Here is a 22,726-nt window from a genome sequence, read left to right on the forward strand (position 1 = left end):
ATAATTGATAATTTTCTATTTCAAACAATTTCATCAGTTAAATTTGAAATCGTCTTACTTATATTGGTACTTTTCATCGCATCATCCGCATGATATGAACTTCTTACTAATGGACCTGAGGCTACGTGTAAAAACCCCATTTTAAGTGCATGTTTTTTGATTTCTTCAAATTCATTCGGATGTACGTAGCGTTCAATTGGATAATGCTGTTTCGTCGGTGCAAGATACTGACCCACTGTCAACAAATCACATTCCACACTTCTCAAATCCCTTAAGACTTGTATAATTTGATCAAAACTCTCGCCAAGACCTAACATCATTCCTGATTTTGTATAAATGTTATCTCCTCTTTTTTTGACAAAAGACAGGACTTCTAAGGATCTTTTATAATTGGCTTGTGGTCTAACTCTACTGTAAAGACTTTCCACTGTTTCTATATTATGAGCTATTATAGCAGGCATGGCATTCATCACAGTTTCCAGTGCAGAAGGTTTCCCCTTTAAATCAGGAATCAAAACTTCGATACTAGTTTCCTGATTTAATTCCTTGATTGCTTTAATTGTATTTGCAAAATGACCTGCTCCACCATCCTCCAAATCGTCTCTTGTTACTGAAGTAACCACTACATGACTTAGATTCAATTTCTTCACTGCAACAGCAACGGATAAGACTTCATTTTCATCAATACTGCTAGGTATGCCCTCTGCTACATTACAAAAAGTACATCCCCTTGTACAGGTAGCACCAAGAATCATAAAAGTCGCTGTTCTTCTGCCAAAACATTCAACCATATTTGGACAAGCAGCTTCTTGACACACTGTATTCAGTTTTAAATCAGCAAGCATTTGCATGACTTCGTCTCTTTCCTTAAGTGAACTTCCCCTAATCTTAAGCCATTCCGGTTTCATACGCTTTCCTTTCCTAATGAGATTAACAAGGTTTTTAAATCTTCCTCATAAGACGTAACATGAAATACAGTTTCAAATTGTTGAACGATTAAATTCATTAAATATTCTATATCATTGGGCTTGCCCGTTAATTTTTCAATTGAAGTAACACCTTTGTCTTGAAGTCCGCAGGGTACAATCCACTTAAAGTGGTCCAAGCAGGTATTCACATTAAAAGCGAATCCATGCATAGTCACCCATTTATTCACCGCTATCCCAATGGCTGTGATCTTGTCTTGTTCAACAAATACACCCGTGTACTTTCCATCCTCAGTATGCGCAATCATATTAAAATTCAGGTCTATGATATGAAGGAAAATGCTTTGAATTTTTTGGATGAAGCTTCTAATATCTTTATCATAGTTTTTCAAATTCATAATTAGATAGCCTACTATCTGACCTGGTCCATGATATGTTACATCTCCACCTCTATTACATTCAACGATTTTCACTCCCTGTTCCATTAACAATTGTTGATCTAGTAAAATGTTAGAAACATCTCCTCGAGTGCCAAGCGTAATAACAGGTTTGTGCTCTAACAATAAAAGTGTATCCTCACATTTGCCTTCAATTCTTTGTTGTTGGAGTTCGTATTGAATTTCTAAAGCTTCCTCATAGTCAATCAATCCCATTTTCACAATTCTTAGCTTCATAATTTCATTTCCTCCTCAATCAAGGGCCTTGGATAGCTTTTCAATTCAGATGGAACACCCTTTGGTTATATAATATCACATTAATGTTAATTTGTCACACTTAATGTTATATATTTTCAAAACTTTTTATGATAACAATGAATCAATTTTTTTCAAGGAATTCCAGATGATTTTTTCAATGTTTATAGTTACTTATACTAAAGATAAAAAGCTTGATTAACCTATAATTCATTTCAACAAATCGGATCTTTATAACACAAATAACTACTCTACCCAACAATTATGTTCGGAATAAATGTTATATGTTATCATTGAAGTGTTATTTTTAGGTCATAGCTAACAGAAAGCATTTGCAATTAGCAACTAAATCATGCTATACTATAGCCATCTGATCGCTTACACGATTAAAATGTCTGAAAATGTGAAAATAGAATGTTTAGCACTAAAAGTATTTCTTTCAAGGAGGTTTTCCTATGTCAGGTAATAGAATAAAAATCATTACTGATCTTTTAGATGAAACAGGTTCTGTTTCGCTCAACGAATTAAGTAAAGTTTTCCCCGATGTATCCGTTATGACTCTCCGACGTGATTTAATCCAACTCGAAAACGATGGCTTTGTTATAAGGACTCATGGCGGAGCTGTTAAAACCAATAAATCACCTGAGTTTCTCGGAGAAGAAAGCGCTTATCAAGCTAGAGAAAACGAACACAAAGAAGCAAAAAGAGCAATCGCCAAGAAAGCTCTACCTTATGTAGAAACTGGAAGATCGATATTTTTCGATTCAGGTTCGACCATTATGAACTTAACGAATCTTTTGCCCGATGAAACCTTTTCCATTATTACAAGCGGTGTTAACATTGCAGAAGCCCTATTAAAAAAGCAAAACCCATCCGTTATTGTATTAGGTGGTTTTGCTAATAAACATACATTTTCCATGTCCGGACCATTGTCAGCAACAATACTTGATACGCTCAATATTGATATTGCTTTTATGTCAGCATCTGGTTTTTCATTCGATAATAATTTTACAGTATCAAATATATATGAAGCTGATCTAAAGAAAAAAGTAATAACAAAAGCAAAAAAAGTCGTTATCCTTATGGATACAAGTAAAATCAATAAGGTTTTACCCTATACCTTTGCAGCTCTTAATGAAGTAGATATTTTAATTACTGAAGGTAATATTCCTTTAGAAATAAAAAATTCCATTCAAGCAGCCGGGGTAACATTAATATAATCATTATTTATTTTAAAGGAGATTTCTATGTCTAACTGTATTATTGCTCAATCTGGAGGACCTACTTCTGTAATCAACGCATCTTTAGCTGGTGTTATCGAAGCAGCCATCAAGTCCTCAAAAATAGAAAAAGTTTTTGGTTCAATTAATGGTATTGAAGGCATTTTCAAAAATCAAATCATTGATTTAGGGAGCTTGTTTTCTGATTGTCCCAACGACTTAGATACTCTCAGAAAAACACCTGCTATGTATCTTGGTTCATGTCGTTTCAAATTACCCGAATATGATAAAGCTCCCGAAATATATGACAATCTATTTCAAGCTTTCAATAAGCTTAACATTACTTATTTTTTCTATATCGGTGGAAACGATTCTATGGATACTGTACTAAAGCTATCTCAACACGCTACGAGAATCGAATCACCCATACGTTTTATTGGGATTCCAAAAACAATTGATAACGATTTACCTGGTACTGATCACACGCCTGGCTATGGGTCAGCAGCAAAATTCATTGCAACAACGATTTTAGAAATTGCTCATGATACCTATATTTATGATTTGCAAAGTGTTACAATCGTTGAAATAATGGGTAGAAATGCCGGATGGTTAACCGCTGCTTCCGCGCTAGCTCGCACCGCTTATAGCAATGCTCCTGACTTAATCTATTTACCTGAAGTTTCATTTTCAAAGGATTTGTTCATACAAGATATTAAGCAACTTCAAAAAACAAAAAATCATATTATTATTGCTGTATCAGAAGGTATTAAGGATAGCAAAGGTCAATATATCGCTGCTTCTGAGGCTAGTAGTAAAACAGATCAATTTGGTCACGCTCAATTAAGTGGCGTTGCCAAAACACTAGAAGCCATTGTTTCAAATGAAATTGGATGCAAGGTTCGCTCTATAGAAATCAGCACACTTCAGAGAAGTGCTATGCATCTTGCATCGTCAACTGATTTGGATGAGGCTGTATTAGTTGGTAGAACTGCCGTTAAAAAAGCAGAAGAAAATCAGACAGGTATTATGATGACAATTGTACGAACTAGCGATTCACCTTATACAGTTGAAATCAACTCTGACTTAATTGAAAATGTTGCCAATAAAGAAAAATGTGTTCCCCTTGAATGGATTACAGAATCAAAAAATGATGTGAGTTCTGAATTAATTGATTATGTCTTTCCCCTAATTTTAGGTGAACCTTCACTCTCTTACAAAAATGGTATACCGAATTTCTTAAGCATTAAAAATTCACCTAAGTATATGATTTAACCCCGAATAAATACATCTTAATAACCATTATAAATTAAACAATAAGACACGGAAAATCCACTCAAGACAATTGAGTGGATTTTTGATAATTATATTTACTTATACATATTCCTACATCGTTTTTTTCAAAATTATATTCTCTTATTTTTTGGTATAAATGGAGAGTATGGTACTCGGTTCATAAAAGAAGACTCGATTTTTTCAACAATAGGTCCATCTAACTCCGAAAGATCTCTAACTTCAATCCACTCAGGATCGTTTACAAATGTGTCAAAATTCTTATTCCTAGATTCCATATCCTTATGTTCTATTACATAATAAATTTTATCCTTACCTTCAGCATCCTCCCAGAAATCAATAATTTTTAGTTCATGCTTTAAAAATAAGTCTACTGTATGATTACTAAATCTCTTATGGATTGCATCTAATCTATTAGGGTACATATAGTATATCCTTAATTCGTATATCATTTATTTTCCATCCTTTCTCTGATTTAAATGTTAATCTTAAATTGTCCAACCATCATTTGTAAGTCGACTGCCATTTCCGAAAGTATACTTACAGAGGCTGAAATCTCCTCAAGTCCCGCTGACTGCTCTTGAACTGATGCAGCAACATGCTCGCTTTCTTCTGAGGATTCCCTTGCTACTTCAGTGATTAAATAACTCATTTCTTCCACTTCTTTTATTCTTTCAACCATTTTTTCAATTTCCATAGAAATTTCTTTTACATGTATATCAACTTCTTTGCTTGTATTCACAATCTCACTGAAAGTATCTCTGGCGTCATTGGCCATTTGCGTACCCTCTTTCACTTCTTTCACTCCTACTAGCATGCTGCCTGCGAGTTCTTCGGAACTATTTTGAATATCTCTTAACATTTCGGTGATTTCCTTTGTGGCATTCGAAGATCCTTCCGCCAATTTTCTAATCTCATCTGCAACTACTGCAAAGCCTTTTCCATGCGTTCCTGCTCTAGCGGCTTCAATTGCAGCGTTCAAAGCAAGTAAATTTGTCTGAGATGCCATATTAGAAATCGTATCAAGCACCTTCTTAATTTCAGAAGATTTTTCTTTAAGATCCTCGGATACCGATTGTGTAGCCACTATTTTTTCTTCAATCACTTCTATTTGATTCAGTAACGCTACCATTTTATCATTTCCAACATTGGCAGCATTTGTTGCCTTCTCCGAGGATAACAACACCTTATTCGTATCTTCATAAACCTTTTTGTTTCCTTCATATAAATTAGTAGCTATTTTAAAGGTTTTTTCTGACTGTTCCCTCTGGTTTACCGCTCCTTCACTAATATGTATGATTGATACGGCAATTTGTTCGACAGCTTTGGAGTTTTCCTCTGCATTAGACTTTAAAAATTCAGCGGAATTGGCTACATTATTACTATTTTCACTAATTTTCCCAATAATAGTTCGTAAATTTTGTCCCATCTTATTAAAAGCATTCGCTAGGATGGATAAGTCATCCTTTGAATGAACTTGTATTTCTTCAACTTGCAAATTTCCATCGGCTATTTCCTGTGCATATCGAGCAAGTTTTGTAATCATTCCTGTTATTCTATTCGTTAGTAGAACAGCTCCAAAAATACTTAGTCCTCCAACTAATAGAATTAACCCGAAAATTATTTTTCCTGTCATCTCAGCAGCCTTATTCAGCCTCATTTTTTCTATAGAATTGTAGTCCAATTCATTTCGAATCAATTCTTGAAGATTACTTTGCATATATCCAAAAATTTGTGTAGCATTTTTCTTACTTATCAAAAGCTCAGTTGAATTCTTATTATCGATATGTTCAAGGGACTTCTCAACATTTTCACGATATGAAATGAATAGTTTTTCAGTTGCCTCGAAGAAAGATATACCATTCTTATTATTGATATACTTTTTGAGTTCAAGCATTTTATCTTCGTTCATTTTCAATAAGTCCATGACAGCTTTTTTATCCTCAGGCGTTTTGCTTATTGTATAAGTAGCAATTCCTTTTCCTCCTTGAAGGACTTGATCGCCATCCTTAATTATGCTATTTGCAATTATAGCAGATTCTACCATACCATCCATTTGTTGTAAGCTAGATTGTTGTTTAGAATAAGTTATAAGACTAATCGAGCCCATAACAATGACGATCACAGTAAATCCCATAATTAATTTAGCCTTTAGCGAAATACTAATCCTCATTAAATTATTAAAAGAATTTTCCTTTTTCATGATCTAGAACCTCCTAATAATAGATTTTCTTGTTCCTTATCTTCGGATTTACTAGGTTGTACACCCCTGAGGTAGTATTCATTTATAATGTATTGCAGTTGTTTATCTGCGCCTCGATAATCTAAAACAAGATTTTTTAGAATGGAAATGCAAATTACTATTAACTTATATTTATTGTAAGGGAGGCGAGTAATCCTTTCACTCACTTCCCTTACAATTTTCCACATCTTTATCTTGCTTTGCTTTTTGCTTTTTGCTTTTTGCTTTTTGCTTTTTGCTATGGTTATACCTTCCAAGAAATCGTTTGTCATCTATTTCAGTTTCATTTTAGCCTTTATTAGATACGTTTCATTCAAAGTATACTGTTATACAGCCTCACGTCTACGTTTTCTGCCAAAACAATCAAGACAGATGATGCCAGCAATCACGATTCCTTGACATATGATTTGAATATAGGAATCGATGCCCAACATGTTCATGCCGTTTTGCAGTACACCGAATACAAGTAAACCAATCGCGGACTGCGGTACACTACCAATGCCGCCTGCGAACGAGGTTCCACCTACCACAACACCACAGTTAACCACAAGTGCAGTGGTATCACCGTATGTTGATGATCCAGAGTTTAGCATAGATGAAAGCATAACGCCACCCAGTGCTGCAACAACACTACAAAGCACAAAAGTAGCCATTTTAATACGAAGTACATTGATACCGGAATACTTCGCTACCTCATAATCCCCACCGATTGCATAGCAATTCCTACCAAATGAAGTATAACGCAAAATCCAGTGAATAATTAAGAACACAATAATCATCACGATAACAAGATGAGGGATTGTATTAAATAATTTGCCGTTTGCGATCTTCAAAAAATCAGGGTTTGTACAAGGGATTGGATGCGCATCAGTTATCATCTGTGCAGTTCCCGTGAGTAGCATGCCCATACCCAAGGTAATGATAAAGGGCTCAGTCTTCTGATATACAGTTAAATATCCGTTTATAGTTCCTACAACAGCACCGACAAGCAATGCACACAATATGGCAATCCAAATAGGCGCATTATTATTCATCAGCTTAATTGCCACTATCCCCGAAACTACCATAACTCCACCGATGGACAAATCTACCCCTCCGGCGACAAGAACTACAGTAACGCCGAACGCAAGGATCATAAGTATAGACGACGAATTCATTAGATCGAATAAATTGTAGGATGTATAAAAGTTTGTTTTATTAAAAAGCATAATCACTAGCATCGCAATAAGAGCAAAAAAAGCTTTCTGCTTTGTTGCGATTTTAAGAAGCTTTTTGCCAGTATTAAAATTATTCATTCAGGTTTCCTCCTAAAGTTGCTTGCGGTTATCAAGCCAGATGGCAAGAATTAAAATCGCGCCTTTCGCTATGTATTGCATATAAACTGAAACACCCAGCAGATTCAAGCAGTTGGACATGAGTATTACCAACAAAGTACCCAACACAGTACGCAATACGCTTCCTTTTCCACCTACCAGAGTTGTACCGCCGACAACTACCGCAAGTATAGCGTTTGTCTCATAACCTTTACCGATGACCGGCGATGCCGTAGTCACGCGTGAAAAAAGTACAATTGCACCAAGAGCAGTCATGAAACCGGAAATCGTATAAATAAATGAGATGCTACGATTGATAGGTATACCAGCCAGTCTCGCAGCAGTTTTATTTCCACCAGTCAAACAAATGGCACGCCCCATATATGTCTTGTTTTGAAATATGTAGAGCACTAAAAGAATACCAAGAAATATAATGAAGGAGACGGATACGAATCCAACATTTCCTGAGCCAATTGCTTTAAAAATAGATGTATCTGCCTCGAGCCAGCTCATATGCATCGTTGATCCTCCACTTAAAATCAGTGCCAAACCACCGTATACAACACTCATTCCGAAGGTAATAAAAAGCGCCTCAGCCTGGGTCATTGCACCACTAATCAGTACCAATAAACTGTTAAAATATCCACAAAAGGCACCAAAACACAAGCCTATAATAAGTGCAGGTATCTGTCCAAGTGGTTCGATCAAGGAAATGGTCACCACAGCTATAAGAGAAAGCATGCCCGCCACCGACAAGTCGATAAAACCTCCAATGATTACGAACGTCATACCGAGAGCAACCATAATCAACGGTCCAAACTGGCGCATGACATTGGTCATATTTTGAATTGAAAGAAATTTTGGCTCTAAGATTGCAGTAATCAATATCAGTATCCCAATCGCAACCAATACCAGATAATCTTTGAATATAGTCTGAATAATTGTTTTTAAGTTCATTTGCTCACTCATGATTAAGTACCTCCCCACTTAGTCCAAGAGCCTTCTCCATGATCTGGTCTGGTGTATAATTTTGGGGTTCAAATTCACCCGTTATATGCCCGTCGTAGATGGTCAGTACTCGGTTACTCATATTCAGTACCTCTGGAAGCTCAGAAGATATCAATATAACGGATCCTCCGCTTTCTGCAATCTGCTTCATCAAAAGATAAATCTCATATTTGGCGCCAACATCTATACCCCTTGTAGGCTCATCCATAATAAGGATACGCGGATTAATTTCTAGCCATCGTCCCACGATGCATTTCTGCTGGTTTCCACCCGAAAGACTTCTGACCTTAGTCTTGATAGATGGAGTCTTAATTCCAAGGGATTTCACATGCCGTTCGGCTATGCCCTTTTCGATCGATTTTTTCAAAAAGCCAAACTTAGTCATCTTGTCAAAACTTGCCATGGAGATGTTGGCTTCAACTGAGAAAGGAAGCACAAGACCTTGCAGCTTTCGATCCTCTGGAACCAGCGCTATACCGGCCTTCTTTGCGTCTTTGGGCTTTTTGATTTTAACAAGCTTTCCGTCAATTAGGATTTCGTGGCCCTTTACCTTGTCCGCACCGAATATTGCCCTAACAATCTCGGTTCTTCCAGCGCCTACGAGTCCAACAAATCCTAAAATCTCACCTTTTTTTAGTTCAAAGGATATATCGTGCAATTTATGAGTATTGAGTGATCGAACCTCCAATAGTGTTTCGCCTACGCAATTCGGACGCTCGGGATATTCGTTTTCAATTGTACGGCCAACCATCTTCGCAATCATTTCGCTTCGTGTGAACTGCGCAGTAGCCTTAGTATCTATCACATTCCCGTCACGCATAATAGTCACTACGTCACAGAAATCAAATATTTCGTCAAGTTTATGACTGATATAGATAATGGTAATACCTTGAGCCTTAAGATGGTGTATGATCTCAACCAATTCCTTCATTTCGTCAGCAGTCAAACTACTACTTGGCTCATCCATGATAATGAGCTTGGATTCAAATGACAATGCTTTGGTGATCTCTACCATTTGCTTTTCCGAAACACTCAGTTCATTTACCAACTTGTGAGTGTCGATGTTGCATCCGATACTTGTGAGCAGTTCCTTCGCCTTTGCATGAGTGCCCTTCATACCATGCATCTCACGAAATCGACCAAGAAAAATGTTTTCGCCGACGCTCATCGTATTTACAAGATTTAATTCTTGATATATAATACTCAGTCCACTTTTCATTGACTGAATGGGAGTTGCATTTTTAATGGTCTCACCGTCGAAAGTGATAGTGCCCGATTCCTTTTGATGTACTCCGGACAATATTTTCATAAGCGTCGATTTACCAGCGCCGTTTTCTCCAACGATACCATGTACAATCCCACGCCCGAAGTCAATGGAGACCTGATCCAGTGCCTTGACTCCCGGAAAGGATTTACTCACATCTTTGATGCTAAGAATAACTTCCTGTTTCATATTTTCCATTTGAGTTAACCTCTTTCAAATATAATTTTATTAGCAAAGCTCGTTTCGGCTCAGCACCGAAACGAGCTTTATTACAAAATTTTATATTACCACTTTTACCACTCAGGAGCTGTAAATGTATCGATATTGCTTAAGTCAACGATATCTAGTGGAATGAAGTTTTGTGGCTCAACTGTTTCGCCATCAATAACTTTTCTAGCCAACTCGAGTGATTTTTGGCTCATAGTTGTGAAGTTTTGCATGATAGTAACACTTTGATCGCCTGCTTTTACTTGATCAAAACCAGCTCTACATCCGTCAACTCCTACTATGAATACATTTTCCATACCTGCAGCTTTTATAGCCTCGATGATACCAGTAGCACCGTTATCCCAATGACAGAATACGCCTTGAATATCATCACCGTTCTTAACGATCATATCTTCCATAATAGCCATTGCTTCGGAAGTGGACCATGTATTCGTTGCTTTGTAGTCAATAACTTCAATATTGGAGCCTTTAATCGCATTGTTAAAACCGTCATGACGTTTGATTTGAGCGTCATGGCCTGATTGTCCACCGATCTCAACAATTTTTGCGCCGTCTGGGAACTTATTTAAGAATGCTTGTGCTGATGCTTCACCTGCCATGTTGTCATTTACGCCTACGAAGAAATCACGCGCGTCTGTTTTACCTTCTGGTAAGTCAGAAGAAAACATTCCTACGACTATGCCCGCTTCCTTTGCTTCTGTTAAAGCTGGAATGATAGCATTGATATCGTTAGGGTTAACAAAGATCGCTTTTACACCTTGTGCTATGGCGTTTTTAACTGCTTGGGTCTCAGCCTGAGCATCGCCCTTGGCGTCAAGAATAACCACATCGAAGTTGTAATCTTTTGCATATTGTTGAAACTGTTTTGACGCAAAAGCTTGTGACTCGTTAGCCATGTCGGCAACGATAAAGGCAATTTTTTGTAATTCTGAGGTTGACTCTACATTGTCTGTAGCATCAGTTTCAGTAGCAGATTCTTTTGGTGCGGTTTTACCACATCCTACCAAACCTACAACTAGGAAAGCTGTCAAAAACATAGCGATAATTTTTTTGTTCATTTCTAAATCCTCCACTTTTTTTAAGATTTTGAATTCACAGATTTATCTTCAGGCTAAAGTTTGATGTAGTTTAGCCATAGATACAAATTATTAACTGATCAAAGAACAAAAGCCTTGAAAATATGTTGTTAGAAACTATTCTTGTTATGTATATTGATTGTTTCTTTTATATGAAGCTATTTATCGTTTCGTATTCCAGCTCATTTACTTCTGAATTACTTGTCTGGACTAATTATATATCACATATTTGCAAATTGCAATACTAAAATGCGTTATTTGTAAATATTTATCTTTCATATGAAAGTTATAAACATTGCTTTGTAACTAGGTAAAAAAATTTAAATAGCACTTAAACCTTTTAGAAATAGCATTATTCAGCCTTTTATCTAGGATCACCAAGCAAAAATACATGTTTTTCTACGTAAGTGTATTGCGTTTTATTTGAAACTATAATATAATTATGTGAATATCTTTCAATAATTCGAATGTATTTTTAATTAGCCTTGGTCTATTTATCAGACATTTTGATTAAATCTTATATGGTTGGGGATGATTTTTTGAACGAAAGACAACTCGCAATATTAAATATGGTTTCTAATGCTCCCAAAATCAACGTATCTAGCTTATCCAAAGAACTCGGTGTATCTCAGGTAACCATCAGACAAGACCTCAGAACCCTTGAGAACAACGGGATGTTAAAGCGGTTTCACGGAGGGGCAATGCCTGTTTCTGATGATGACATGATGAAAAGGCTATCATTTAATTTCGAAGTAAAAACCGCAATCGCACAGGAAGCTGCTTCACTTGTAAGTAACGGTGAAACTGTTTTAATTGAATCAGGCTCAACAAATGTACTTTTGGCGGTTGAACTAGCAAAGAAGAATAACATTACAATAATAACCAACTCGGCCTTTATTAGTAGGTATATCAGCGGCATAAACAACATCAAGATCATATTGCTTGGTGGCGACTACCAACACGAGTCAGAAGTATTGGTCGGCCCCCTTACTAGGAAATGCTTAAAGGAATTTCATGTCGATAAGGTTTTTATTGGAGTTGACGGTTTCAGCCCAAGTACAGGTTTCACTTGCGTTAACCTTATGAGAGCAGAAGTTGCCCATGCGATGGCCGAACAAGCCGACAAGGTAATCGTAGTTACTGATTCATCCAAGTTTAACATGCTTGGTGTCGCTAGCCAGCTTCAAGCCGAAGATGTGGACATAGTAATAACTGATACCAATATTTCTGCGAAGGATTTAGAAATATTAAAGAGTTTCGATATCGAAGTTAGATCTGTTTAATTTTAAAAGAAACAAAAGAGAAAACGGAAGCCCCATAGGCATCCGTTTTTCTTTTGTTTCTTTTTACTTGCAAACACGAGTTCGAAGACCTTCTATTTTCACTTGAAGTTTGGTTGACTTTCATTTGAATCTATGATAAATTATTATTATATCAAATATATTTTCTATCATAAATCGAACACGGGGAATAAAAAAATGATTTTTAACATCCAAAGGTTTTCAACACACGATGGTAAAGGAATAAGAACAAACATTTTTTTCAAGGGTTGTCCACTAAGATGCAAATGGTGTAATAATCCAGAAAGCCAGAATTTACAAACAGAGATTTTTTTCACTCCAAGCAAGTGCATCCTTTGTCTTGAGTGTGTCAAACTTTCGAAGAACAATGAATTTTCCTTGGAAAACGAGAAAATCACAATCAACAGGGATTCAATAAATTCCCCGGTGATTTTCAAGGATATTTGTCCATCAAAGGCAATTGAAATTATTGGAAACGAAACTGCCCTCGAAAAAATATTAGAAGAAGTTTTAAAAGACCTTCCTTTTTACAATAACAGTGACGGCGGTGTAACAGTAACAGGAGGAGAAGCTTTCCTTCAGCCCGATCTTCTTGAAGATATCACAAAAGCACTAAAGAAACTCAATATAAATATTTCCGCTGAAACCTGTCTTGATGTACCTTGGAATAACATCAAAAGATCTGCCGGAAATATAGATGTTTTTTTGGCTGACTTAAAGCACATCGATCCTTTAAAGTTTAAGGAATTTACAGACGGAGATTTGGACCAAGTATTGTCAAACTTCAGAGAACTGGAACGATTAGGATCAGTTGTAATCGTTAGAATTCCAGTAATTAATGGATTTAATGCTACCGAAGACGAAATGCATTCCATCCTAGATTTTGCAGCAGGATTAACAAATGTATCTGAAGTTCATCTTCTTCCCTATCACAGTCTTGGCACCGGTAAGTACACTTTATTAGGAAGGAATTATGATCTACATAATGCTTCAGTTGATGAAGGTTTCATGAACAATTTTATTGATTATGCAAAAAAATTAGGACTTAACGCAAATATAGGAGGTTAATCATGATAAATACAGAAAACAATCCAGTTTATTCTGACAGAATAAAAAAATTGAGGGACCGGGTCCTCGATACCAAACCTTCAGTTTGCACAGAAAGAGCCCACTTTTATACTAAAATGTATAAAAAATATGAGGCAATGCCAGTTCCCGTAAAACGTGCTCTTGCACTTGAAGAAACGTTAAAAAATATGAGCATTTATATTGATGAAGGAGAACTCATAGTAGGAAATCACTCCTCGATGCTAAACGGGGCACCCTTCTTTCCTGAATATGCTGTCGAATGGATGCTCAAAGAGCTTGATGAGTTTAATAAAAGACCAGGTGATGCCTTCTATCTTACAGAAAAAACAAAAGAAGAAATAAGAAACATTTGTCCTTTTTGGGAAGGTAGAACAACTTTAGATAAGGGATATGCATTGATGCCTGAGGAATATAAAGAAGTCCACAGCACAGGAATTATCCGCGCTGAAGGTAATTTAACTTCAGGAGATGCACATATAGCCGTTAATAACGAAAAAATACTAGCCCTTGGATTAAATGGATATCTTGACAAAGTATCTCTTTACAGAAATAACCTTGAATTAACTGACTACACTGATCTAAAGAAGGAACAGTTTTATAAATCTTTAACAATAGCTTTACAAGCGCTTCAAGCGTTCATTAAACGATTCGAAAACCTTTCATTTGAGCTCAGTAAAACAGAATCGGATTCAAAAAGAAAACTGGAGTTACTTAAAATCAGCGAAAACTGCAGTTACATATCCGAAAAGCCACCAAAAGACTTTTATCAGGCTCTTCAACTCGTTTATTTTGTACAACTAGTACTTCAGATTGAAAGCAACGGCCATTCTGTTTCATTCGGCAGAATGGATCAATACTTATATAAATTCTACAAAAAAGATATAGATGCTAGTTCAATCACGAAAGCATTTGCAACGGAACTTTTAGAAAGTACCTGGGTTAAACTAATGTCTATTAAAAAAATTCGCTCCTGGTCTCATACAAAATTTTCCGCAGGAGGACCGTTATATCAAAATGTAACAATCGGCGGTCAAACTACAAGTGGAGAGGATGCAGTAAATGAATTGAGTATTATTATTTTAAGATCTGTTGGAAATACAAAGTTAACTCAGCCTAACCTCTCAGTCAGATTTCACAAAAATTTAAGCCAAGACTTCATGCTTGAATGTATGAAGATCATCGAAAAAGGTTTTGGAATGCCAGCATTCAATAATGACGAAATAGTAATACCCCAATTAATAAAGCTTGGTGTTGAAAAAGATGATGCTTATAATTATTCAGCTATTGGCTGCATAGAGGTAGCCGTTCCTGGAAAATGGGGTTACCGATGTACCGGAATGAGCTTCCTCAACTTTATGAGAGTTTTCATGGCTTCAATTAATGACGGTGTTGATAATATGTCCGGAAAAGTTTTTCGCAAAGGCAAAGGAAAACTGAATGATTTTAAATCCTTTGAAGAATTAATGGATGCCTGGAAGTATCAAATAGAATATTATGCCAAAGCAACCGTTGCCATCGATACTGCTGTTGATACTGTTCTCGAGGAAAATGTACCAGATATACTCTGCTCCACCTTCGTAGACGACTGCATTAGCACAGGTAAATTCATTAAAGAAGGCGGCAGTAAATATGATTTCATTTCAGGATTACAGGTTGGAATAGCCAACCTTGGCAATTCACTTGCCGCAATCAAAAAACTTGTTTTTGAAGAAAAAAGAATATCAAGCTCCGAGTTAACAGATGCCCTTGAAAATAACTTCGAAGGCATACAAGGCGAAAAAATAAGGCAAATACTGCTTAATTACGCACCTAAATTTGGTAATGACGATAACTACGTGGATTTGCTAATAAAAGATGCGTACATGGACTTCATCAACGAATTAGAAAAATACCATACGACAAGATATAGAAGAGGACCGATTGGATGTAAGTATTATGCCGGAACCTCAAGCATTTCCTCAAATGTTCCTTCGGGTGCAGTGGTCAAAGCAACTCCTGATGGTAGAAAGGCATTTACACCTCTAGCTGAGGGTAGCTCTCCTTCATCTGGAACAGATGTTTTAGGTCCAACAGCAGTGTTTAATTCTATCTCAAAATTACCAGTAGAAAAGATTCTTGGTGGTATTTTGTTAAATCAAAAACTGAATCCACAGTCATTAAAAAGCGAAAGTGATAAAAATAAGCTGATTTCAATGTTGAGAACATTTTTTACAGATTTAAAAGGTTGGCATGTCCAGTACAATATCGTTTCAAGAGAGACCCTTTTAGATGCTCAAAAAAATCCCGAACAATACAGGGATCTCATTATCAGGGTAGCTGGTTATTCTGCCTTTTTCAATACACTGTCTCCCGATACTCAGGATGACATAATAGCAAGAACCGAACATTCATTATAAAAGGAGATTATTTATGGAAAAGCTTCTCTGTGGAGTAGATTTAGGTGGTACCAAGCTTTCAGCAGGATTAGTTACTTTAGACGGAACAATTGTCGACGAGATATGCACCTATGACCATACTCAAAAAGATAGTGATGGTATTGTAATGGATATTGTGGCATTGGTAAATTCTCTTTTGGAAAAGAACTCACTTACAGAAGACAACCTACTTGGATTGGGCGTTGGCTTCGCTGGACACGTCAGATATAAGGATGGAACTACCATTACCACAAGCAATCTGACTGCTGGCTTCAAAAACTATCCTTTCAAAGCAAATATTCAAAAACACTTTAATACTATAAAAGTTTTTGTTGATAATGATGCCAACGCACAAACCTTCGCGGAATACAAGTATGGAGCTGGCAAAGGATATGAAGATATGATCTTTATGACCATAAGCACAGGGATTGGCGCTGGAATCATAAGTAACGGAAAACTCCTTCGCGGAATCACAGGTACTGCAGGAGAGGTTGGGCATACAATTATAAGACCAGAATCTGATCGAAAATGCGGCTGTGGCAATTATGGTTGCCTAATGACTCAAGCTTGTGGACTTTTTCTAGCTGACATCGCAATTGATAAAATCAATGTAGGAATAAAAAGCAGCCTTGGAATAACCATAGAAAATGCCCACGAAAAAATAAATGGCGTTACCGTAAAAACGGGCCTCGATGAAGGAGATGAACTCTCCAAAGCGATCGTATTTGAAAGTGCTGATTCCATTGCCATAGCGTTGTATAACCTTTTTCAATTATACAATCCACCGATCATAGTATTAGGCGGAGGACTTGTTAACTGGGGCTCCCTCTATATTGACCGGATTCGCGAAAAATTTCACTTACTCGCAAAAGATATGCTTATTGATGAGATTAAAATTGAGTATACAGCAATTGGAAAAAACGCTGGTATCATTGGCGCAGCTTCCCTTCCATTGGAGGCTTAAGGACTTTAAAACGATTTTTGCTCACCTATAGCTTAATACCACCATTTTCTTCTATCTAACCCTCCCTGTTGGATATATTTATATACGCTACAACTTAAAAGACTGAATTCAGCTTTTCACCGAACTCAGTCTTTTTTGTTTATTTATCATCCGTTACCAATAACTATGCATTCTTTTCAAAATAACCTTTACGCTTACTTAGATAGACCTTGTTCAACTAAGAATGCTTTCGCAACATCATAAGGCTTTAAACCTTCTGCATCTACGGCATAGTTCATTTCAATCATAGTTTCATTATCAACTACCCCTTCTAAACTCACTAATAATTCTTTAAGGTTTGGAGCTGTATCTGCAAATTCATCAAACAATGTAGTTCTGGTTAAAAACGAACCATAGTATTGAGGAAAGAAGGAAAGATCATCTTTCAAGATAAGTAAATTGGATTTTTTGTTTAAGCCATCTGTTGAGTAAACCATAGTTACATCGATATTACCACTGTCCATTGCTGCATATTTTAGCCCAATATCAATAGAACTACTGTCTTTCCATTCAATTCCATAGTGCTTATTAAATGGATTGAATCTCATTGTACCCTCTTCATCAAAAAATTCATGCTCTGCACCAAATATCAAATTTTCAGTAAATGGTTTTAGTTCACTTATTGTGCTTATATTCTTTTCTTTAGCAAATCCTTTGTCAAGGGCTAAAGCATATGTATTTTCGAAGCCAAATTTACTAATTAATATAAGTCCCTTTTCTTCAATACCTTTTACATTTGTCCACTCAAATAAATCTTCACCTTCTGGTACATCACTTGGATCATGTCCTAAAATAGTGGTTAAAAGCGTTCCGTCATAACTTACATAAAGATCAACCTCTTCAGATGTTAGCGCATTTGCTGCTGCTACAGTATTCATGGAGTCATGAAATGTTACGGTTAAATCAGTATTTTCTTCGATCAAGATTCCTGCCATCTGCATTAAAATATCAATCTCAGAAAATTGTCCTTCTAATAAAACAATTTCTGTGTTTTTCTTTCCACCTCCACTACAACCCGAAAGTGCTCCAATCAATATTGCTGAAATGAATAGTAAAGAAAGTTTGTTTTTAAATTTAAACATTTTATTCTCCTTTTTTATTTAAATTTTATCTTGCTTTTAAACCTTTTTCTATGTGCCCCAAACCAAAATCAAAGACTACCGCCATTACCATAAGTGTTAATGTAGCCTGAATTAATGTCGTCATATCTTGTATTAATATAGCTCTGCTAATTGTTGATCCTAGTCCTCCTCCTCCCACTACTGCTCCAAATACTGCTGTACCTATGGAAGTTACTACTGCAATCCGAACCCCCGTAAAGACGATAGGAAAGGATAAGGGAAACTCAACTTTAAAAAGTCGCTGTAACTTAGTCATACCCATACCTTTTGCTGCTTCTTTAATACCTTCGTCGATATTATTCAATCCACTATAGGTATTCCTCACAATTGGAAGCAAAGAATACAACACAATTCCAATAATAACTGTGGTACTTGTGGCCCCAAAGAAAAGCATTATTAAGCCGAGTAAGGCAAGAACTGGTATTGTCTGCATGATGTCAACGCTCCATAAAATAACTGATCGGGTAGGTTTGAACATATAAGCGATCGCCCCAAGTATGAGACCTAATATAGTCGTAAATATGCACGCTACGCCTACTAAATATAAGTGTTGCAATACAAATCTCATTTCCATGTTATGTCCTCCCTTTCAGACCTCTTGGCGTAATTTTACTTTGAATGAAGTCAATAAGCAAACCTAAAATAATAGCAATCACAGCTGCTGGAAGCGCCCCACCAATGATTAAAACATTGTTATTTGTATCAATTCCTCTATAGATGAATTCTCCCAAACCACCAAGACCTATCATCGCAGCCAATACTGCCCAGCTTACTGTATATATCGTAGACATCCTAAGGCCACTGATGATGGCACTCATAGCAAGTGGAATTTCAACTTTGAATAGAATTTGCATATTGCTCATACCACATCCACGTGCAGCCTCCTTTAAGCTTTCATCCACGCTAAGTATGCCCGTGTAGGTATTTTTTAAAATCGGAAAAATCGCATAAATGGATAGTGCAATGATAACAGTTATTGGCTTCATCCCTATAAATATAAAAAGCACACCAATAAAAACCAAACCCGGAATCGTCTGAAAAACTCCAATTATAGGAATGACTATCTTTGATATCTTAGGAAATCTGGATAGTACTATTCCAAGTATTAATGCTATTATAAATCCAATGGCCACTGAAACAAAAACATATTGAAGATGTACTATGATAGCATGAACTAATTTATCTCCATATTTTTCTAAAAAGCTTATAATGCTCAAATTATCCCCCCCCAAACTACACTTGCTAAGGCTTTCGTTATGCTACTTCCAGTTATTATACCCGCAACTGAGTCATTTTCATCTAATACGACGAGATAATCGGACTTGGTTTCAATCAATCTATCAAAAGCATGTTTCGCATTGGTGGTAATCATAACAGTTTCAATATTGCTATCCACAATCGTAGATACCATCTCACCAGGCTTACCATGTGCCCTTATATTTTCAATAGTCACTACACCTTTGAATCTATCGTTGGAATCCACAACAACTGCTGAATTCAACTCTCTCTGCTTCATGAGGGAAATACATTCAAGCGTTTTTTTGGTCTCTAGTACAATTAATACTTTTTTCTTCATAACATCAGCACAAGTCAAATCATTATCATTTGAAGAAGAAGTGATTTTCCCTAAAAAGTTACTAATGATTGGATCTGCTGGATTGTTAAGCATCTCTTCTGGTGCAGCTACTTGCAATATTTTACCTTTGGACATAAATACAATCTTATCAGCCATATTAACCGCTTCATCCATATCATGTGTCACAAATATAATGGTTTTATGTAATTTCTTTTGTAGTAACTTCAGTTCATCTTGTAGGTTTTCTCTTGTAATGGGATCAAGCGCACCAAAAGGTTCATCCATTAATATAATAGGTGGTTCCCCTGCAAGTGCTCTTAGAACACCAACACGCTGTTGTTGCCCCCCACTTAATTCATTTGGATATTTATGCGCATTTTCTTCATATGGCATATTCACAAGTTCTAACAGTTCACGTACCCTTTGATTACATCTCTCTTTGCTCCACTTTAACAATTTAGGCACAACAGATATGTTCTCTTCAATGGTCATGTTAGGGAAAAGACCTATTTGTTGAATAACATAACCAATTTCTCTACGAAGCTCAACTGCATCGATATTCATAATGTTTTTATCATCAATGAAAATAGTACCTTCATCCATTTTGATTAATTTATTTATTAATTTTAGCGTTGTAGTTTTACCACAACCAGAAGGTCCAATGAGTACAACAAACTCTCCATCGTTAATTGTTAAGTTTAGGTTATCAATAACTTTTACATTATTGTACTTTTTACTAACATTCTCGTAAACAATCATGTATTTCTCCTCTCTATGTATGAAATCATTTGGTAATCTTGAATCAGAAAATTTATTTGTCAAGGTTCCCAAAAATCAATTTTTATGTTTTTCAAAAATAACTGACAACTTAATTTTAACATCAAGTTGTCACATTGTAAACCACAACATTAAAATTACCAACTAAAAAACCAATTAATTGTACTTCATTTTTTTCCATTCTTCGTATCATAATCAAGCATGCTTGCTTATGATAACTTTTCTTGCAAACAAAAAAAGCACCTGCAATTGAGATGCTTTACAAATAAGCCATAAATTTTGTTATTTTCCGTCTTGTTATTATACCTGCCATTTTGCATTATTAATTATTGAGGTACCCAATAATACGTTCGTATGCATTCTCATCTCCAATAAATATAAAAATATCTCCTTCTGTAAATAGCGCATATGGACCGGGAGAAAGTATAATCTGCCCCTCTCTTCTAATGGCTATAATCGTAGCTCCCGTATTCTGCCAAAAATTTACTTCTGCAATAGTCTTTTCTAAGAGCTTACACGAATTACCAATGCCAATTTCAATTGGTGAAAAGGGATTCGTATTCTTAAATCTTTCAGAAAAATCTATTAGTTTGTTGATTTTTAATTCTAAATCTTCATTCATTTTTCTTTTATTTTGAATTATGGTTAAAATATCCTTCTTGATATAATTCAAGGAATCTATGTTTTTAAATTTTTCTATAAATTTATATGCATCGTTTCTTGATTTCACAACTATTCCGCTTCCTTGATATACCTCAACGATAAATACATCCTCTAACAATATAATTGCTCTGCGTATAGTTTCTGGCGAAACATTATATTGACTTGCTAACGTTGATCTCCCATGAATCTTTGATCCGACTGCAAATTCCCCATTCGCTATTCTATTTGCTATATCAATTGCTATTTGTTGATATAAAGGTTTTATGATTTGTTCCTCTGGCATCTTAATCCTCCGTCTATAAATTTTACATTTTTTCCTAGCTTATTTCTTAATAAAAACAACCTTTAGATAATTACCTTCTTTAAATTCTTTTATCCCTCTAAAATCTTCTGGCAAGGAAAATTCTTCCACTATCTCATACTTCTCATTTATTTCTTTAAAAGCTTTATCAATAAACACCTTAAACATATCTATATCGAAATTACTACAATTTGTGGAAGCAATCATAATACCATTGTCCTCTGTTATTTCTATAGCTTCCTTCAACAAACCAACATAATCCTTTGTCACACTGAAAGTATGCTTTTTAGATCTGGCAAAACTTGGAGGATCAAGAATAACGATATCAAACTTTAGATTTTTCTTAATAGCATATTTAAAATAATGAAATACATCTTCAACAATGATATCCTGAGCTTCACAATCAATTCCGTTTATAATAAAATTCTCTCTCGTCTTACTTAAACTTCTATTCGCAAGATCGACACTCGTCGTCTTATACGCGCCCCCTAGTGCTGCAAATACCGAAAAAGCTCCAGTATACGAAAATGTATTTAAAACACTTTTTCCTTTTGCATATTTATCTCTAAGTTTCTTCCTTACCTCTCTTTGATCTAAAAACACGCCAACCATTGGCCCATCATTTAAATAGATTGAAAATTTTACACCATTTTCTTTCACTATAATTGGAAATTCCGCTCTTTTTCCACTAACAAAATCATCTTCCTCAATATATTTTCCCTCATCATCAAATCTTTTTTTCTGGTAAACCGCTTTATATTCAACCAATTTATAAAGTGAATTTAAAATGTCATCTTTAAACTCATAGATTCCCTTACTATACCAATTAATCAAGTAATAGCCATCGAAATAATCGATTGTTAAGCCGCCTATTCCATCACCTTCCCCATTAAATACCCTAAAAGCAGTAGTATCAGTATCATTATAATATCTTTTTCGTCTATCTATTGCCGACTTAATCCTATTCTCAAAAAAAATTTGATCTATCTTTTCGTTTTCTTCTCTACTTAAAATCCATCCTGCTCCCTTATTCTGTTTTCCATAATACCCTTTTCCAATAAATTTCTTGTTTTCAGCGAAGAGATTAACAAGTGTTCCTTCTTCCCCAACTTTCTCAAAGTCAATGATTGCTTCTTTTGATATTAAGGGGTATCCCATTTTATACTTTTTTATATGCTTAGATTTTATATTTAAATCGACTTCATTTTTCATTCGTATCATC

The 22,726-nt window shown here is 35.7% G+C and carries 21 protein-coding genes; 6 read left to right on the top strand and 15 right to left on the bottom strand.

The annotated features are described in order from the left end of the window. Positions 1 to 20: 20 nt before the first annotated feature. Together lipA and CVU84_01070 are read right to left on the bottom strand one after the other, a co-directional pair. Positions 21 to 908 carry a lipoyl synthase gene (gene lipA, locus CVU84_01065; GenBank protein PKM96337.1) on the bottom strand — a complete coding sequence of 296 codons (888 nt, stop codon included), beginning with the start codon at positions 906 to 908 and terminating at the stop codon, positions 21 to 23. Next, on the bottom strand, positions 905 to 1,600 hold the full coding sequence (locus CVU84_01070; protein ID PKM96338.1) for an octanoyltransferase: 696 nt from the start codon (positions 1,598 to 1,600) through the stop codon (positions 905 to 907). Before CVU84_01070 ends, lipA begins: the two co-directional genes overlap by 4 nt. A 473-nt stretch (positions 1,601 to 2,073) precedes the next feature. On the opposite strand from CVU84_01070, the gene CVU84_01075 reads away from it, so the two are divergent. Continuing rightward, the gene (locus CVU84_01075) at positions 2,074 to 2,838 is read left to right on the top strand and encodes a DeoR/GlpR transcriptional regulator (GenBank protein PKM96339.1); all 765 of its coding nucleotides are present in this window, start codon (positions 2,074 to 2,076) and stop codon (positions 2,836 to 2,838) included. Positions 2,839 to 2,859: 21 nt separating this feature from the next. After that, positions 2,860 to 4,110 carry a 6-phosphofructokinase gene (locus tag CVU84_01080; GenBank protein ID PKM96340.1) on the top strand — a complete coding sequence of 417 codons (1,251 nt, stop codon included), beginning with the start codon at positions 2,860 to 2,862 and terminating at the stop codon, positions 4,108 to 4,110. A gap of 131 nt (positions 4,111 to 4,241) precedes the next feature. Here the strand turns inward: CVU84_01080 and CVU84_01085 are convergent, their stop codons facing one another. The 7 genes from CVU84_01085 to CVU84_01115 form a co-directional block, all read right to left on the bottom strand. Beyond that, on the bottom strand, positions 4,242 to 4,580 hold the full coding sequence (locus CVU84_01085) for an NIPSNAP family protein (protein PKM96341.1): 339 nt from the start codon (positions 4,578 to 4,580) through the stop codon (positions 4,242 to 4,244). Between the two features lie 23 nt (positions 4,581 to 4,603). Further along, positions 4,604 to 6,331: a methyl-accepting chemotaxis protein gene (locus CVU84_01090; protein ID PKM96342.1), complete on the bottom strand. Its 1,728-nt coding sequence runs from the start codon at positions 6,329 to 6,331 to the stop codon at positions 4,604 to 4,606. Continuing rightward, positions 6,328 to 6,642 (bottom strand): hypothetical protein, encoded by a 315-nt coding sequence (locus CVU84_01095; GenBank protein ID PKM96343.1) that lies wholly within the window; start codon positions 6,640 to 6,642, stop codon positions 6,328 to 6,330. Before CVU84_01095 ends, CVU84_01090 begins: the two co-directional genes overlap by 4 nt. Before the next feature lie 54 nt (positions 6,643 to 6,696). Continuing rightward, positions 6,697 to 7,665, bottom strand: coding sequence for a hypothetical protein (locus CVU84_01100; GenBank protein ID PKM96344.1), 969 nt, complete (start codon positions 7,663 to 7,665; stop codon positions 6,697 to 6,699). 12 nt (positions 7,666 to 7,677) lie between these two features. Next, a complete protein-coding gene (locus CVU84_01105) occupies positions 7,678 to 8,652 on the bottom strand; it encodes a hypothetical protein (protein ID PKM96345.1) in 975 nt (324 codons plus the stop codon). After that, entirely contained in the window at positions 8,645 to 10,153 is a 1,509-nt protein-coding gene (locus CVU84_01110; GenBank protein PKM96346.1) for a D-xylose ABC transporter ATP-binding protein, read from the bottom strand. The genes CVU84_01105 and CVU84_01110 overlap by 8 nt, the downstream gene beginning before the upstream one ends. A 95-nt stretch (positions 10,154 to 10,248) precedes the next feature. Beyond that, positions 10,249 to 11,241 (bottom strand): hypothetical protein, encoded by a 993-nt coding sequence (locus tag CVU84_01115; protein PKM96347.1) that lies wholly within the window; start codon positions 11,239 to 11,241, stop codon positions 10,249 to 10,251. A gap of 539 nt (positions 11,242 to 11,780) precedes the next feature. Here CVU84_01115 and CVU84_01120 point away from each other — a divergent pair. From CVU84_01120 to CVU84_01135, 4 genes are all read left to right on the top strand, one after another. Continuing rightward, entirely contained in the window at positions 11,781 to 12,542 is a 762-nt protein-coding gene (locus CVU84_01120) for a DeoR family transcriptional regulator (protein PKM96348.1), read from the top strand. A 132-nt stretch (positions 12,543 to 12,674) separates the two neighbouring features. Next, complete coding sequence (locus tag CVU84_01125; GenBank protein ID PKM96349.1) at positions 12,675 to 13,628, top strand: glycyl-radical enzyme activating protein; 954 nt, start codon at positions 12,675 to 12,677, stop codon at positions 13,626 to 13,628. 2 nt (positions 13,629 to 13,630) lie between these two features. Beyond that, positions 13,631 to 16,045 carry a formate C-acetyltransferase/glycerol dehydratase family glycyl radical enzyme gene (locus CVU84_01130; GenBank protein ID PKM96350.1) on the top strand — a complete coding sequence of 805 codons (2,415 nt, stop codon included), beginning with the start codon at positions 13,631 to 13,633 and terminating at the stop codon, positions 16,043 to 16,045. 13 nt (positions 16,046 to 16,058) lie between these two features. Beyond that, on the top strand, positions 16,059 to 17,027 hold the full coding sequence (locus tag CVU84_01135) for a hypothetical protein (protein ID PKM96351.1): 969 nt from the start codon (positions 16,059 to 16,061) through the stop codon (positions 17,025 to 17,027). Positions 17,028 to 17,221: 194 nt separating this feature from the next. On the opposite strand, the gene CVU84_01140 is transcribed toward CVU84_01135, so the two are convergent. From CVU84_01140 to CVU84_01165, 6 genes are all read right to left on the bottom strand, one after another. Next, positions 17,222 to 18,148 (bottom strand): glycine/betaine ABC transporter substrate-binding protein, encoded by a 927-nt coding sequence (locus CVU84_01140; GenBank protein ID PKM96352.1) that lies wholly within the window; start codon positions 18,146 to 18,148, stop codon positions 17,222 to 17,224. A gap of 25 nt (positions 18,149 to 18,173) precedes the next feature. Next, positions 18,174 to 18,761, bottom strand: a complete 588-nt coding sequence (locus tag CVU84_01145; protein ID PKM96353.1) for an ABC transporter permease — start codon at positions 18,759 to 18,761, stop codon at positions 18,174 to 18,176. Position 18,762: 1 nt separating this feature from the next. Then, the gene (locus CVU84_01150) at positions 18,763 to 19,398 is read right to left on the bottom strand and encodes a choline ABC transporter permease (GenBank protein ID PKM96503.1); all 636 of its coding nucleotides are present in this window, start codon (positions 19,396 to 19,398) and stop codon (positions 18,763 to 18,765) included. A 2-nt stretch (positions 19,399 to 19,400) separates the two neighbouring features. After that, positions 19,401 to 20,522: an osmoprotectant gene (locus tag CVU84_01155; GenBank protein ID PKM96354.1), complete on the bottom strand. Its 1,122-nt coding sequence runs from the start codon at positions 20,520 to 20,522 to the stop codon at positions 19,401 to 19,403. A 340-nt stretch (positions 20,523 to 20,862) separates the two neighbouring features. Further along, positions 20,863 to 21,486: a GntR family transcriptional regulator gene (locus tag CVU84_01160; GenBank protein ID PKM96355.1), complete on the bottom strand. Its 624-nt coding sequence runs from the start codon at positions 21,484 to 21,486 to the stop codon at positions 20,863 to 20,865. A gap of 39 nt (positions 21,487 to 21,525) precedes the next feature. After that, positions 21,526 to 22,716: an RlmI/RlmK family 23S rRNA methyltransferase gene (locus CVU84_01165; GenBank protein ID PKM96356.1), complete on the bottom strand. Its 1,191-nt coding sequence runs from the start codon at positions 22,714 to 22,716 to the stop codon at positions 21,526 to 21,528. Between the last annotated feature and the right edge of the window lie 10 nt (positions 22,717 to 22,726).

This window comes from Firmicutes bacterium HGW-Firmicutes-1, from assembly GCA_002841625.1.
In the GTDB taxonomy this organism is placed as follows: Bacteria; Bacillota; Clostridia; order Lachnospirales; family Vallitaleaceae; genus HGW-1.